Annotated in this window: 6 protein-coding genes, 2 tRNA genes and 4 rRNA genes; 9 read left to right on the forward strand and 3 right to left on the reverse strand. The window is 55.6% G+C overall.

Annotated elements, in window-relative coordinates:
- Positions 1–69: 69 nt before the first annotated feature.
- The 8 genes from J2Y86_RS18505 to rrf (J2Y86_RS18540) all read left to right on the forward strand — a co-directional run bounded on the left by J2Y86_RS18505 (position 70) and on the right by rrf (J2Y86_RS18540) (position 8,628).
- On the forward strand, positions 70–1,251 hold the full coding sequence (locus J2Y86_RS18505) for an acyl-CoA dehydrogenase (RefSeq protein ID WP_253434458.1): 1,182 nt from the start codon (positions 70–72) through the stop codon (positions 1,249–1,251).
- Positions 1,252–1,264: 13 nt separating this feature from the next.
- Positions 1,265–2,485: a CaiB/BaiF CoA transferase family protein gene (locus J2Y86_RS18510; protein ID WP_253434462.1), complete on the forward strand. Its 1,221-nt coding sequence runs from the start codon at positions 1,265–1,267 to the stop codon at positions 2,483–2,485.
- 644 nt (positions 2,486–3,129) lie between these two features.
- A 16S ribosomal RNA gene (locus J2Y86_RS18515) occupies positions 3,130–4,666 on the forward strand.
- 162 nt (positions 4,667–4,828) lie between these two features.
- Positions 4,829–4,905, forward strand: a tRNA-Ile gene (locus J2Y86_RS18520).
- 28 nt (positions 4,906–4,933) lie between these two features.
- A tRNA-Ala gene (locus J2Y86_RS18525) sits at positions 4,934–5,009 on the forward strand.
- A gap of 236 nt (positions 5,010–5,245) precedes the next feature.
- Positions 5,246–8,137, forward strand: a 23S ribosomal RNA gene (locus J2Y86_RS18530).
- Positions 8,138–8,292: 155 nt separating this feature from the next.
- Positions 8,293–8,408 (forward strand): 5S ribosomal RNA (rrf, locus tag J2Y86_RS18535).
- A 104-nt stretch (positions 8,409–8,512) separates the two neighbouring features.
- Positions 8,513–8,628: ribosomal RNA gene (gene rrf / locus J2Y86_RS18540) — 5S ribosomal RNA — on the forward strand.
- Together the 16S, 23S and 5S rRNA genes with 2 tRNA genes alongside form the textbook arrangement of a ribosomal RNA operon.
- A 140-nt stretch (positions 8,629–8,768) precedes the next feature.
- On the opposite strand, the gene J2Y86_RS18545 is transcribed toward rrf (J2Y86_RS18540), so the two are convergent.
- The 3 genes from J2Y86_RS18545 to J2Y86_RS18555 form a co-directional block, all read right to left on the reverse strand.
- Positions 8,769–11,264: a TonB-dependent siderophore receptor gene (locus J2Y86_RS18545; RefSeq protein ID WP_253434466.1), complete on the reverse strand. Its 2,496-nt coding sequence runs from the start codon at positions 11,262–11,264 to the stop codon at positions 8,769–8,771.
- An 87-nt stretch (positions 11,265–11,351) separates the two neighbouring features.
- The gene (locus J2Y86_RS18550) at positions 11,352–12,365 is read right to left on the reverse strand and encodes a FecR domain-containing protein (protein WP_253440362.1); all 1,014 of its coding nucleotides are present in this window, start codon (positions 12,363–12,365) and stop codon (positions 11,352–11,354) included.
- A complete protein-coding gene (locus tag J2Y86_RS18555; protein WP_253434469.1) occupies positions 12,365–12,865 on the reverse strand; it encodes a sigma-70 family RNA polymerase sigma factor in 501 nt (166 codons plus the stop codon). The genes J2Y86_RS18550 and J2Y86_RS18555 overlap by 1 nt, the downstream gene beginning before the upstream one ends.
- Before the next feature lie 312 nt (positions 12,866–13,177).
- Between J2Y86_RS18555 and J2Y86_RS18560 the strand changes: the two genes are divergently transcribed.
- Positions 13,178–15,058 carry a methyl-accepting chemotaxis protein gene (locus J2Y86_RS18560; protein ID WP_253434472.1) on the forward strand — a complete coding sequence of 627 codons (1,881 nt, stop codon included), beginning with the start codon at positions 13,178–13,180 and terminating at the stop codon, positions 15,056–15,058.
- Positions 15,059–15,096: the final 38 nt, after the last annotated feature.

Here is a 15,096-nt window from a genome sequence, read left to right on the forward strand (position 1 = left end):
TTTGCTGTAACGCCGAAGCGGGCCTAGGATCAGTCCACGTTATTTGACCCGATTCGAGAGGACACACTCATGGGCGGTAAAGCTAGCTTCAATTGGATTGATCCCCTGCTGCTGGATCAACAGCTCACCGAAGAAGAACGCATGATCCGCGACACCGCCGAGCAATTCGCTCGGCAAAAGCTCGCTCCGCGTGTTCTTGAAGCATTCCGTCATGAGAAAACCGATCCGGCAATCTTCCGCGAGATGGGCGAAGTCGGCCTGCTCGGCGCAACCATTCCTGAGCAGTATGGCGGCAGCGGCCTGAACTACGTCAGCTACGGCTTGATCGCCCGTGAAGTCGAGCGCGTCGATTCGGGTTATCGCTCGATGATGAGCGTGCAGTCCTCGTTGGTGATGGTGCCGATCAATGAATTCGGTACTGAAGCCCAAAAGCAGAAGTACCTGCCAAAACTCGCAACGGGCGAATGGATCGGTTGCTTCGGTCTGACCGAGCCTGACCACGGTTCCGACCCGGGCTCGATGATTACTCGTGCGCGCAAAGTGGAAGGCGGCTACAGCCTGACCGGCAGCAAGATGTGGATCACCAACAGCCCGATCGCCGACGTGTTCGTGGTTTGGGGCAAGGACGACGCCGGCGACATTCGTGGCTTCGTTCTGGAAAAGGGCTGGAAAGGCCTGAGCGCTCCTGCAATCCACGGCAAGGTCGGCCTGCGTGCGTCCATCACCGGTGAGATCGTCATGGACAACGTGTTTGTCCCTGAAGAGAACATTTTCCCTGACGTTCGTGGTTTGAAAGGCCCTTTTACTTGCCTCAACTCTGCGCGTTACGGCATCGCTTGGGGCGCCTTGGGTGCTGCGGAGTTCTGCTGGCACACCGCTCGCCAATACACCCTGGATCGTCAGCAGTTCGGTCGCCCGTTGGCCGCTACTCAGCTGATCCAGAAGAAGCTGGCCGACATGCAGACCGAGATCACCATGGCGCTGCAAGGCTGCCTGCGTCTGGGTCGCATGAAAGATGAAGGCACGGCAGCGGTGGAGATCACTTCGATAATGAAGCGCAACTCCTGCGGCAAGTCCCTGGACATTGCCCGAATGGCGCGCGACATGCTGGGTGGCAATGGTATCTCTGATGAGTTCGGCGTTGCCCGTCACCTGGTCAACCTGGAAGTGGTGAATACCTATGAAGGTACGCATGACGTCCATGCGCTGATCCTCGGTCGTGCGCAGACCGGTATCCAGGCGTTCTATTAACAGGAGAACGGCCATGGGCGCGCTTTCGCATCTACGGGTACTGGATTTATCGCGGGTGCTGGCCGGGCCTTGGTCCGGGCAGATACTGGCGGACCTTGGCGCCGAGGTGATCAAGGTCGAGCGTCCGGGTAATGGCGATGACACGCGCGCCTGGGGGCCTCCGTTTCTTAAAGACGCCTATGGCGAGAACACCAGCGAAGCCGCCTATTACTTGTCGGCCAATCGCAACAAGCAATCCGTGACCATCGACTTCACGCGTCCGGAGGGGCAGAAGCTGGTGCGCGAGCTGGCGGCCAAGTCCGACATCCTGATCGAGAACTTCAAGGTCGGTGGTCTGGCGGCTTATGGGCTGGACTATCAGTCGCTCAGGGCTGCCAATCCGAATCTGATTTACTGCTCGATCACGGGGTTTGGTCAGACCGGCCCGTATGCCAAGCGCGCGGGTTATGACTTCATGATTCAGGGCCTGGGGGGCCTGATGAGCCTTACAGGTCGGCCGGAAGGAGATGAGGGGGCGGGGCCGGTGAAAGTCGGCGTGGCGCTGACGGATATTTTGACCGGGCTCTACTCGACTGTGGCGATCCTTGCAGCGCTGGCTCATAGGGATCATGACGGCGGCGGTCAGCATATCGATATGGCTCTGCTGGATGTTCAGGTGGCGTGTCTGGCTAACCAGGCGATGAATTACCTGACGACGGGCAATGCACCGAAGCGTCTGGGCAATGCGCATCCGAACATCGTGCCTTATCAGGACTTTCCTACGGCAGATGGCGATTTCATCCTGACCGTGGGCAATGACGGCCAATTTCGCAAATTTGCGGAGGTGGCTGGGCAGCCTCAGTGGGCGGATGATCCGCGCTTTGCCACCAACAAGCTGCGAGTGGCGAATCGGGCATTGCTGATTCCATTGATCCGCCAGGCTACGGTGTTCAAGACCACTGCTGAGTGGGTGGCGCAGCTGGAGCAGGCGGGCGTGCCATGCGGCCCGATCAATGATCTGGCTCAAGTGTTTGCCGATCCTCAGGTGAAGGCGCGCGGGCTGGCAATCGAGCTGCCTCATGTTCTGGCCGGAATGGTGCCGCAGGTGGCGAGTCCGATTCGTCTGTCCGAGACTCCTGTGGAGTATCGCAATGCGCCTCCTTTGCTGGGTGAGCACACGTCCGAGGTATTGCAGCGGGTATTGGGTCTGGATGCTGGTGCGGTAGCTGCTTTTAAAGAGGCCGGAGTGCTCTGAGGATTCCTTCTATATAGAGGGAGTGGTTTTCACTCCTTCCCATATAGAGGAAAACAGGCTGTTTTCTGGCTTTCTGCAAGTTATTGATAGAAAAGCCAAATCAGGGGTTGACGGCAGATTCTGGAAGTCTATAATTCGCCCCACTTCCGGCGCAGTCGAAACGGAAAACTCCTTGGTAAACAAAGAGTTACGCAGTTTTCGACAGCGAGTTGCTTCAGATCATCGAAGCCCAGAAGGAGTTGGTTGAGCAGTGTGTTTTCGCTTGATTGACGGTTCGATCTTCTCGGTCGAAAGCGGAGAAAAAGAGGTGTTGACAGCAGCGAGTAACGCTGTAGAATTCGCCTCCCGCTAACGAGAGATCGGAAGCGCAAGTGGTTGAAGTTGCAAAGGAAACTTTGAAAACTTCTGAAAATAACCGCTTGACAGATACAGGGGACGCTGTAGAATGCGCGCCTCGGTTGAGACGAAAGATCTTAACCAACCGCTCTTTAACAACTGAATCAAGCAATTCGTGTGGGTGCTTGTGGAGTCAGACTGATAGTCAACAAGATTATCAGCATCACAAGTTACTCCGCGAGAAATCAAAGATGTAACCAACGATTGCTGAGCCAAGTTTAGGGTTTCTTAAAAACCCAAAGATGTTTGAACTGAAGAGTTTGATCATGGCTCAGATTGAACGCTGGCGGCAGGCCTAACACATGCAAGTCGAGCGGTAGAGAGGAGCTTGCTTCTCTTGAGAGCGGCGGACGGGTGAGTAATGCCTAGGAATCTGCCTGGTAGTGGGGGATAACGCTCGGAAACGGACGCTAATACCGCATACGTCCTACGGGAGAAAGCAGGGGACCTTCGGGCCTTGCGCTATCAGATGAGCCTAGGTCGGATTAGCTAGTTGGTGAGGTAATGGCTCACCAAGGCGACGATCCGTAACTGGTCTGAGAGGATGATCAGTCACACTGGAACTGAGACACGGTCCAGACTCCTACGGGAGGCAGCAGTGGGGAATATTGGACAATGGGCGAAAGCCTGATCCAGCCATGCCGCGTGTGTGAAGAAGGTCTTCGGATTGTAAAGCACTTTAAGTTGGGAGGAAGGGCATTAACCTAATACGTTGGTGTCTTGACGTTACCGACAGAATAAGCACCGGCTAACTCTGTGCCAGCAGCCGCGGTAATACAGAGGGTGCAAGCGTTAATCGGAATTACTGGGCGTAAAGCGCGCGTAGGTGGTTTGTTAAGTTGGATGTGAAATCCCCGGGCTCAACCTGGGAACTGCATTCAAAACTGACAAGCTAGAGTATGGTAGAGGGTGGTGGAATTTCCTGTGTAGCGGTGAAATGCGTAGATATAGGAAGGAACACCAGTGGCGAAGGCGACCACCTGGACTGATACTGACACTGAGGTGCGAAAGCGTGGGGAGCAAACAGGATTAGATACCCTGGTAGTCCACGCCGTAAACGATGTCAACTAGCCGTTGGGAGCCTTGAGCTCTTAGTGGCGCAGCTAACGCATTAAGTTGACCGCCTGGGGAGTACGGCCGCAAGGTTAAAACTCAAATGAATTGACGGGGGCCCGCACAAGCGGTGGAGCATGTGGTTTAATTCGAAGCAACGCGAAGAACCTTACCAGGCCTTGACATCCAATGAACTTTCCAGAGATGGATTGGTGCCTTCGGGAACATTGAGACAGGTGCTGCATGGCTGTCGTCAGCTCGTGTCGTGAGATGTTGGGTTAAGTCCCGTAACGAGCGCAACCCTTGTCCTTAGTTACCAGCACGTAATGGTGGGCACTCTAAGGAGACTGCCGGTGACAAACCGGAGGAAGGTGGGGATGACGTCAAGTCATCATGGCCCTTACGGCCTGGGCTACACACGTGCTACAATGGTCGGTACAGAGGGTTGCCAAGCCGCGAGGTGGAGCTAATCCCACAAAACCGATCGTAGTCCGGATCGCAGTCTGCAACTCGACTGCGTGAAGTCGGAATCGCTAGTAATCGCGAATCAGAATGTCGCGGTGAATACGTTCCCGGGCCTTGTACACACCGCCCGTCACACCATGGGAGTGGGTTGCACCAGAAGTAGCTAGTCTAACCTTCGGGAGGACGGTTACCACGGTGTGATTCATGACTGGGGTGAAGTCGTAACAAGGTAGCCGTAGGGGAACCTGCGGCTGGATCACCTCCTTAATCGACGACATCAGCTGCTCCATAAGTTCCCACACGAATTGCTTGATTCATTGAAGAAGACGATAAAGAAGCAGCCCTAACGGGTTGTAGCTTGGTTGGTTAGAGCGCACCCCATGCTTTGTGGTAAAGAGCAGGGTGAGGTCGGCCGGATAGCTCGAAATTGGGTCTGTAGCTCAGTTGGTTAGAGCGCACCCCTGATAAGGGTGAGGTCGGCAGTTCGAATCTGCCCAGACCCACCAATTTTTGTGTGGGATCCTGTAGCAATACGGGGCCATAGCTCAGCTGGGAGAGCGCCTGCCTTGCACGCAGGAGGTCAACGGTTCGATCCCGTTTGGCTCCACCACTACTGCTTCTGTTTGTTGAAAGCTTAGAAATGAGCATTCCATCGTGATGATGGTGAATGTTGATTTCTAGTCTTTGGCTAGATCGTTCTTTAAAAATTTGGGTATGTGATAGAAAGATAGACTGAACGTTACTTTCACTGGTAACGGATCAGGCTAAGGTAAAATTTGTGAGTTTAATCGCGAATTTTCGGCGAATGTCGTCTTCACAGTATAACCAGATTGCTTGGGGTTATATGGTCAAGTGAAGAAGCGCATACGGTGGATGCCTTGGCAGTCAGAGGCGATGAAAGACGTGGTAGCCTGCGAAAAGCTTCGGGGAGTCGGCAAACAGACTTTGATCCGGAGATGTCTGAATGGGGGAACCCACCTAACATAAGTTAGGTATCTTAAGCTGAATACATAGGCTTAAGAAGCGAACCAGGGGAACTGAAACATCTAAGTACCCTGAGGAAAAGAAATCAACCGAGATTCCCTTAGTAGTGGCGAGCGAACGGGGACTAGCCCTTAAGTGGCTTTGAGATTAGCGGAACGCTCTGGAAAGTGCGGCCATAGTGGGTGATAGCCCTGTACGCGAAAATCTCTTAGTCATGAAATCGAGTAGGACGGAGCACGAGAAACTTTGTCTGAATATGGGGGGACCATCCTCCAAGGCTAAATACTACTGACTGACCGATAGTGAACTAGTACCGTGAGGGAAAGGCGAAAAGAACCCCGGAGAGGGGAGTGAAATAGATCCTGAAACCGTATGCGTACAAGCAGTGGGAGCCCACTTTGTTGGGTGACTGCGTACCTTTTGTATAATGGGTCAGCGACTTATTTTCAGTGGCGAGCTTAACCGAATAGGGGAGGCGTAGCGAAAGCGAGTCTTAATAGGGCGTCTAGTCGCTGGGAATAGACCCGAAACCGGGCGATCTATCCATGGGCAGGTTGAAGGTTGGGTAACACTAACTGGAGGACCGAACCGACTACCGTTGAAAAGTTAGCGGATGACCTGTGGATCGGAGTGAAAGGCTAATCAAGCTCGGAGATAGCTGGTTCTCCTCGAAAGCTATTTAGGTAGCGCCTCATGTATCACTGTAGGGGGTAGAGCACTGTTTCGGCTAGGGGGTCATCCCGACTTACCAAACCGATGCAAACTCCGAATACCTACAAGTGCCGAGCATGGGAGACACACGGCGGGTGCTAACGTCCGTCGTGAAAAGGGAAACAACCCAGACCGTCAGCTAAGGTCCCAAAGTTATGGTTAAGTGGGAAACGATGTGGGAAGGCTTAGACAGCTAGGAGGTTGGCTTAGAAGCAGCCACCCTTTAAAGAAAGCGTAATAGCTCACTAGTCGAGTCGGCCTGCGCGGAAGATGTAACGGGGCTCAAACCATACACCGAAGCTACGGGTATCACTTAGGTGATGCGGTAGAGGAGCGTTCTGTAAGCCTGTGAAGGTGAGTTGAGAAGCTTGCTGGAGGTATCAGAAGTGCGAATGCTGACATGAGTAACGACAATGGGTGTGAAAAACACCCACGCCGAAAGACCAAGGTTTCCTGCGCAACGTTAATCGACGCAGGGTTAGTCGGTCCCTAAGGCGAGGCTGAAAAGCGTAGTCGATGGAAAACAGGTTAATATTCCTGTACTTCTGGTTATTGCGATGGAGGGACGGAGAAGGCTAGGCCAGCTTGGCGTTGGTTGTCCAAGTTTAAGGTGGTAGGCTGGAATCTTAGGTAAATCCGGGATTCTAAGGCCGAGAGCTGATGACGAGTTATCTTTTAGATGACGAAGTGGTTGATGCCATGCTTCCAAGAAAAGCTTCTAAGCTTCAGGTAACCAGGAACCGTACCCCAAACCGACACAGGTGGTTGGGTAGAGAATACCAAGGCGCTTGAGAGAACTCGGGTGAAGGAACTAGGCAAAATGGCACCGTAACTTCGGGAGAAGGTGCGCCGGTGAGGGTGAAGCATTTACTGCGTAAGCCCATGCCGGTCGAAGATACCAGGCCGCTGCGACTGTTTATTAAAAACACAGCACTCTGCAAACACGAAAGTGGACGTATAGGGTGTGACGCCTGCCCGGTGCCGGAAGGTTAATTGATGGGGTTAGCTAACGCGAAGCTCTTGATCGAAGCCCCGGTAAACGGCGGCCGTAACTATAACGGTCCTAAGGTAGCGAAATTCCTTGTCGGGTAAGTTCCGACCTGCACGAATGGCGTAACGATGGCGGCGCTGTCTCCACCCGAGACTCAGTGAAATTGAAATCGCTGTGAAGATGCAGTGTATCCGCGGCTAGACGGAAAGACCCCGTGAACCTTTACTATAGCTTTGCACTGGACTTTGAATTTGCTTGTGTAGGATAGGTGGGAGGCTTTGAAGCGTGGACGCCAGTTCGCGTGGAGCCAACCTTGAAATACCACCCTGGCAACTTTGAGGTTCTAACTCAGGTCCGTTATCCGGATCGAGGACAGTGTATGGTGGGTAGTTTGACTGGGGCGGTCTCCTCCTAAAGAGTAACGGAGGAGTACGAAGGTGCGCTCAGACCGGTCGGAAATCGGTCGTAGAGTATAAAGGCAAAAGCGCGCTTGACTGCGAGACAGACACGTCGAGCAGGTACGAAAGTAGGTCTTAGTGATCCGGTGGTTCTGTATGGAAGGGCCATCGCTCAACGGATAAAAGGTACTCCGGGGATAACAGGCTGATACCGCCCAAGAGTTCATATCGACGGCGGTGTTTGGCACCTCGATGTCGGCTCATCACATCCTGGGGCTGAAGCCGGTCCCAAGGGTATGGCTGTTCGCCATTTAAAGTGGTACGCGAGCTGGGTTTAGAACGTCGTGAGACAGTTCGGTCCCTATCTGCCGTGGACGTTTGAGATTTGAGAGGGGCTGCTCCTAGTACGAGAGGACCGGAGTGGACGAACCTCTGGTGTTCCGGTTGTCACGCCAGTGGCATTGCCGGGTAGCTATGTTCGGAATAGATAACCGCTGAAAGCATCTAAGCGGGAAACTAGCCTCAAGATGAGATCTCACTGGGACCTTGAGTCCCCTGAAGGGCCGTCGAAGACTACGACGTTGATAGGTTGGGTGTGTAAGCGCTGTGAGGCGTTGAGCTAACCAATACTAATTGCCCGTGAGGCTTGACCATATAACACCCAAGCAATCTGTGAACTCGAGAGAGGCCAGATTGCGGTGTGTGAAGACGAAACGAACCGAAAGTTCGAGAAACAAACACACAAACTATCGCATACCCATTCGCTGGAACGTGATCTCGCAAGAGAAAACGAGCCGGCTACCGAATTTCTTGACGACCATAGAGCGTTGGAACCACCTGATCCCATCCCGAACTCAGTAGTGAAACGATGCATCGCCGATGGTAGTGTGGGGTTTCCCCATGTGAGAGTAGGTCATCGTCAAGATTAAATTCCGAAACCCCAATTGCGAAAGCAGTTGGGGTTTTGTTTTAGTAGAAGTCACCAATTTTGCTGGCACGTTACGAACTAACGGGCTGGTCACAGAATTTCTTGACGACCATAGAGCATTGGAACCACCTGATCCCATCCCGAACTCAGCAGTGAAACGATGCATCGCCGATGGTAGTGTGGGGTTTCCCCATGTGAGAGTAGGTCATCGTCAAGATTGAATTCCGAAACCCCTGTCCGCTAACGCAGACAGGGGTTTTGTCGTTTCGGGCTTGCTAAAAGCCCGATAGGCCGCCTCGGAGAAACAAAAAAGCCAGCCCCTGGAAATCAAGGGCTGGCTTTTTTATGGGCTGATATTTAGAACTGGTAGCTGATTGTGGCGGCGAGATTGCGTTCTTCGCCCAGGTAGCAGAAGTTCAGACTGGCACAGGAGGCCACGTAGGACTCGTTGGTCAGATTGTTCGCATTCAGGCGTACGTCAACGCCCTTCAGGCCAACCTTGCCCAGGTCATAGCCGACAGACGCATCGAACAAGGTGTAGGACGGCACCTTCATGGTGTTTTCAGCATCAGCCCAGCTGTAGCCGACATAACGCACACCACCGCCGAGCCGCAGACCATCCAGTGCCGCGCTGTCGAACTTATAGTCAGCCCAGACCGACGCCATATGCCGCGGTGCCTGGGTAGGCGAGTTGCCCTTGTTCTCGATCACGTCTGTTGGCGTACTCAAGGTGCTGATCATCGACTTCGAGTATTCGATGTCGGTGAAGGTGTAGCTGCCAAGCACTTTGAGGTTATCGGTCAGCTGCAGGTGCGCTTCCAGCTCCAGCCCTTGAGAGCGCACAGCGCCGACGGCGCGATAGAAGTTTTCCTGAGGCAGTTTCGTCGCCAGGTTTTCCTGATCGATGCGGAACAACGATGCCGTGAACAAATTGTCGGTACCCGGAGGTTGATACTTCAAACCGACTTCCCACTGTGTGCCATCGGTGGGTGCCAGTGGGTTACCGGCGCTGTCCGCGTAGGAGTTTGGATTGAAAGACTCGGAATAACTAATGTACGGCGCCAGACCGCTATCAAACAAATAGAGCGCACCTGCACGCCCCGTCAGCTTGGTTCGTTTGTCGCTGATTTCAGTGCCCACTGGGCGTCCGGTTTCAGCCAGCCGATTTTCATCCGAGGTTTCGACCCAGTCTTGCCGCAGACCGAGGGAGAAGCGCCACTTGTCCATCTCGATCAGGTCTTGCAGGTAGACGCCGGTTTGCTCCAGGCGTCGCAGATAACTGGTCGGACTGTAGAAGTCGATGTCCGAATTGCCGTACACCGGATTAAACGCATCAATCGGCGCAAGCCCGCCGCTGCTCCAGTCGACCACGGTTTTGCGGCGCTGATAATCCGCCCCCAACAGTACGGTATGCTTGGTTGCCCCGGTGAAAAACTCCGCTTGCAGCATGTTATCGACAATGAAGGCATGAAGCTTTTCATCACCGCCAGTGTAGTAACGGTTCAACTCATTACTGGTCGGCGTCGTCCAGCCATAGGCGTAGACCTGATCGATCTTCACCTTGGAGTCGAGATACCTGAAGTTTTGCCGTGCGGTGAAAACATCGTTGAAACGGTGCTCGAACTGATATCCGAAGGACTGTTGATCACGCCGATAACCATCAACGCCCGGTTCACCTTCGAAGAAGTGTGGCGAGATGCGGTTGCCATTGCGTTGGTGCAGAGTGCCGTCGGCCGGCACGCCACCGTGATAACCACCCTCCGGATCGTGTTGCAGATAGGCCTGTAGCGTTAGCGACGTATCTTCGGTGAAGTCGATACTCACCGTTGGTGCCAACGCGTAGCGCTTTTCCTTGTTGTGGTCGAACTGTGTGTCGGACTGATCCGTCAACCCTGTCAGGCGATAGGCAATGCGTTTGTCATCATCCACCGGGCCACTGAAGTCGAAACCCATGCCGCGCTGGCCCTGCGTGCCCACCGTGGCCTGAACCTGGTGATAGGCCTCATAGAGCGGCTTCTTACTGGTCAGCGCCACCAGACCGCCCGGTGAGCTACGGCCGTAGAGCACCGATGACGGTCCTTTGAGGATATCGACGCGCTCGAGGAAATATGGGTCCACCTGCATGGTGCTGTAGGTGCCGCTGTCACCCATGGATTTGAGGCCATCGAGATAAATGTTGTCCACCGAGCCGTCGTTGAAACCGCGCATCGCCACATAGTCATAGCGATGGGTAGCGCCGTAAGGATTGGTCAGCACGCCGGGGGTGTAGCGCATGGCCTGGGCAACGGTTTGCGAACCCTGGTCATCCATTTGCTGGCGAGTCACCACCGACACACTTTGCGAGGTTTCCAGCAGTGCGGTGCTGGTTTTGGTGGCGATCTGGCTGTGCGTCGCGTTGTAGCCGTCCATGCTGCCCAGTGCGTTACCGAGGGCAAAGCCTTTGATGTCGGTCGTTGGCAGCGCCAACGCTTCGGTGACGGAGCGCAGAACGTAGCCGTTGCCATCCTGACTTACCGCTTCCAGGCCCGAACCGCTGAGCAAATGGCTCAGCGCCTGATCGGCCGAGTACTGTCCTTGTACGCCGGGGGACTGAAGTCCCGCCGTTTGCGAAGGTGTGGTCGATAACGTGATGCCCGCCTGACGCGCAAACTGATTGAGTACATCGCTCAATGGCCCGGCGGCAATGTTGTAGCGATGGCTGCTGACTGCGCTGCTCCCTGCCGCCACAGCGGATATCGGCAATAGACCCACACCCAGCGCGGTAGAGAACAACGCTGCGCGAATGGCGTGACGCAAGGCGCCGCCATCCGCGGTGAAATTAGGAGAGTTCTTACTGATGTAGCGGACAGTCATTGTAGGTTTCCGTAGGAAGTCACTGAAGTCAGCGTTGAAGTGCTTACTGACTAAGCCGGCCTCCCACGGAAAACCCGCCAAAAAAATTCAGGCCTGACGCTCCAGCGTGACCCACCAGCGTGTGCGGTAACGCAATTGCACCGGCAAGGTTTGCGGGAGGATGGTCAGCAGCTTGTCGGTGTTTTCCAGACGGAAAACACCGGACAGGCGCAGGTCGGCAATGTCCGCTGCGCACGTCAGATACCCGTGTCGATAGCGTCCGACCTCTTGCAGGAAATCGCCCAGACGCATGTTGCGGGTAACGATCAGGCCATCGACCCAGGCGCCGACGTCCATGTTCAGCGGCGGGGCCAGGCGCGCTCGCTGGTGATCGATCAGATAGCTCTGTCCGGCCTGAACCTGAGTGGGCAATCCATTGGCGGGCAGTGGCGAGTGGATCACGACCCTGCCGCTGGTCACACTGAGTCGCGTGCAGTCCGCTTCCTGGCGGAGGATGAAACGTGCCGCCACACCCTCATACACACCCTCTCGACTTTGCACCCGTAGCGGTCGATCAAACGAAGACCCTTCATCGGCACCGCCGCACGTCACGATGATTTCGCCGCGGGCCAGTTTGATCAGTCGCTGGTGCGCGGTGTAGTCCAGATCCACCGCGCTCGCTGTATTCAGTTCCAGCCGCGTGCCATCCGGTAGCTGGAAACCACGACGCTCGCCCGTGGCGGTGGCGAAATCGGCGGTCCACTGCTGCCAGCCCGTCACATCCCTGCCCAACCATGCCGCCGACCCCATCAACACTGCGCCGGACAGCAACTTCAAGGCCTGACGTCTGCCCAATCCCTGAACACTGTTTTCCAACGTGTTGAAGGCGACGTGAGCACCGGGCACTGCACGCAGATTGCTGCTCAGTTCGGCCTGCAGGGACTGCACCCGTTGCCAAGCCACTTCGTGCTCATGGTGTTCCGCCCGCCAGACATCGCATTGCTGACGCAGCCGGGGATTGCTCGCGTTGTTTCGCAGGCGCAACAGCCAGTGGATGGCTTGTTTGACCACCTGCTGATGGGGTTCGCCACGGCGGCTCACCGACAGGTTATCCACAGGCATCATGCTTCGTACCGCAGCTGGTAGCAGTGAAACAAGGCATCGGCGACGTAGCGTTCCACAGAGCGGAGAGACAAGCCCATCTGCTTGGCGATCTGTTTGTGAGTCAGCCCTTCACACTGAGCCAGCAGAAACGCCTGACGCACTTTCGGCTTCAGTCCTTCAAGCATGCGCGCGATGCTTTCCAGCAACTCAAGCACCAGCGCCCGGGCTTCAGTGCTCGGCGTTTCGGCCTCCGGCAAGTGGGCGATGGTTTCCAGGTACGCGCGCTCGATTTCTTCGCGGCGCCAGTGATCGATCACCAGGCCGCGAGCAATCGTTCGCAGAAACGCGCGAGGGGCCTTGAGTTCCAGGCGTTCGGTTCTTTGCAGCAGGCGTACGAACGTGTCCTGGGCCAGGTCCGCAGCATCGGCGGCATTGCCCAGGCGCGCGCGCAGCCACGTGTTGAGCCAACCGTGATGGCTACAGTAAAGCGCCTGTACCGCAAACTCAGATGAGGACATGAATGCGACTGCCCGGACGTCACAAATGATAATTAGTCGCATTGTCATCAAGGGTTGGCAGATTTGCAACTGCCGCACGAACAACCGTCATCACAAAAATGCTACTCAGGCGCTCTAGCACACCGTTCGGCGGGTATCTGACGGAAATGCCGGCCATTTCGTACATGCTCCTAAGATTTATCCGGTTTGTGCCGACAGACTGGTGAGACATGCGTGCACCAAAGTAGAGCGGTCACAGAATGCCGCTCGAGCTGTACATGGAATGTTGCAACCCGGACCGCATCCCCACTTTCTGCATAGAAGTCCCATGAAATGAATCTCAAGTTCAGCCATAAAATCCTGTTGGCCGCCTCCGGCGTCGTGGTGCTGGCTTTTGCGTTGTTCACTTTGTACAACGACTATCTGCAGCGAAATACCATTCGGCAAAACCTCGAATCCTCTGTTCAACAAGCCGGCGACCTGACCGCCAGCAGCGTGCAGAACTGGATGAGCGGCCGCGTGCTGGTGCTGGAAAACCTCGCGCAGAACGTCGCTCATCAAGGCGCCACAGCCGATCTGCCGGGGCTGGTTGATCAGCCGGCTTTCACCTCGAACTTCCAGTTCACGTACGTCGGCCAGACCAATGGCGTCTTCACCCAGCGCCCGGACGCGAAGATGCCGGACGGCTACGATCCGCGTCAGCGGCCGTGGTACAAGCAAGCCGTTGTCGCTGACAAAACCATGCTGACCCCGCCTTACATGGCCGCCGTCGGTGGCCTGGTCGTGACCATCGCCATGCCGGTGAAAAAGAACGGCGAACTACTCGGCGTAGTCGGCGGTGACCTGAGCCTGGAAACCCTGGTGAAGATCATCAACTCGGTGGATTTCGGCGGCATCGGCCATGCGTTTCTGGTCAGCGCCGACGGTCAGGTGATCGTCAGTCCGGACAAAGACCAGGTCATGAAGAACCTGAAGGACATCTACCCCAACGCGGGCTTGCGCATCGAAAAGGGTAATCAGCAAGTTACCCTGAACAACCAGGAGCGCATCCTCTCGTTCACTCCGGTCAACGGTTTACCGAATGCGGCGTGGTACATCGGTCTGTCGATCGATAAGGACAAGGCCTACGCACCATTGAGCCAATTCCGCACCTCGGCATTGATCGCGATGTTCATCGCCGTGGCCGTGATTGCAGTGCTGCTGAGCCTGTTGATCAACGTGCTGATGCGTCCGCTGACCACCATGGGGCGCGCGATGCAGGACATCGCCCAGGGCGAAGGCGACCTGACCCGTCGTCTGTCCGTGGAAAGCAAAGACGAATTCGGCGAACTGGGCGGTTCTTTCAACCAGTTCGTGGAGCGGATACACGCATCGATTTCCGAGGTGTCGTCGGCCACTCGCCAGGTCCATGACCTGTCGCAACGGGTCATGGCCTCATCCAACGCCTCGATCGTCGGCTCTGACGAGCAAAGTGCGCGCACCAACAGCGTGGCGGCGGCGATCAACCAGTTGGGCGCAGCGACCCAGGAAATCGCTCGTAACGCCGCCGATGCCTCGCAGCACGCCAGCGGCGCGAGCGAACAGGCGGATGACGGTCGTCTGGTGGTGGAAAAAACCATTCTGGCCATGACCGAGCTGTCGCAGAAAATCAGTCTGTCCTGCACGCAGATCGAAACCCTCAACGCCAGCACTGACAACATCGGGCACATTCTCGATGTGATCAAAGGCATCTCCCAGCAGACCAACTTGCTCGCCCTCAATGCCGCCATCGAAGCGGCCCGCGCCGGTGAAGCCGGACGTGGTTTTGCGGTGGTGGCGGACGAGGTACGCAACCTGGCCCATCGCACGCAGGAGTCGGCGGAGGAGATTCACAAGATGATCACTTCGCTGCAGATCGGCTCGCGCGAAGCGGTGACCACCATGAACGCCAGTCAGGTCTCCAGCGAAGAGAGCGTCGAAGTGGCGAACCAGGCCGGTTTGCGTCTGGTCAGCGTGACCCAGCGCATCGGCGAAATCGATGGGATGAACCAGTCGGTGGCTGCTGCGACGGAAGAGCAGACTGCGGTAGTGGAGACGCTCAATGTCGACGTCAACCAGATCAACCTGCTGAACCAGCAGAGCGTGGCCAACCTCAATGAAACGTTGAAGGATTGTGATGCGTTGTCGTTGCAGGCGAATCGGTTGAAGCAGTTGGTTGATAGCTTCAAGATCTGATTCAGGTTTGTCGGACCGCGTTATCGTTCTTCGCGGGC

The sequence above is a fragment of the Pseudomonas migulae genome, assembly GCF_024169315.1.
GTDB lineage: Bacteria > Pseudomonadota > Gammaproteobacteria > Pseudomonadales > Pseudomonadaceae > Aquipseudomonas > Aquipseudomonas migulae_B.

Coding starts and splice junctions, on each gene's coding strand:
- J2Y86_RS18550 (WP_253440362.1), bottom strand. CDS start 12,365: ATGCCTGTGGATAACCTGTCGGTGAGCCGCCGTGGCGAACCCCATCAG.
- J2Y86_RS18545 (WP_253434466.1), bottom strand. CDS start 11,264: ATGACTGTCCGCTACATCAGTAAGAACTCTCCTAATTTCACCGCGGAT.
- J2Y86_RS18505 (WP_253434458.1), top strand. CDS start 70: ATGGGCGGTAAAGCTAGCTTCAATTGGATTGATCCCCTGCTGCTGGAT.
- J2Y86_RS18560 (WP_253434472.1), top strand. CDS start 13,178: ATGAATCTCAAGTTCAGCCATAAAATCCTGTTGGCCGCCTCCGGCGTC.
- J2Y86_RS18555 (WP_253434469.1), bottom strand. CDS start 12,865: ATGTCCTCATCTGAGTTTGCGGTACAGGCGCTTTACTGTAGCCATCAC.
- J2Y86_RS18510 (WP_253434462.1), top strand. CDS start 1,265: ATGGGCGCGCTTTCGCATCTACGGGTACTGGATTTATCGCGGGTGCTG.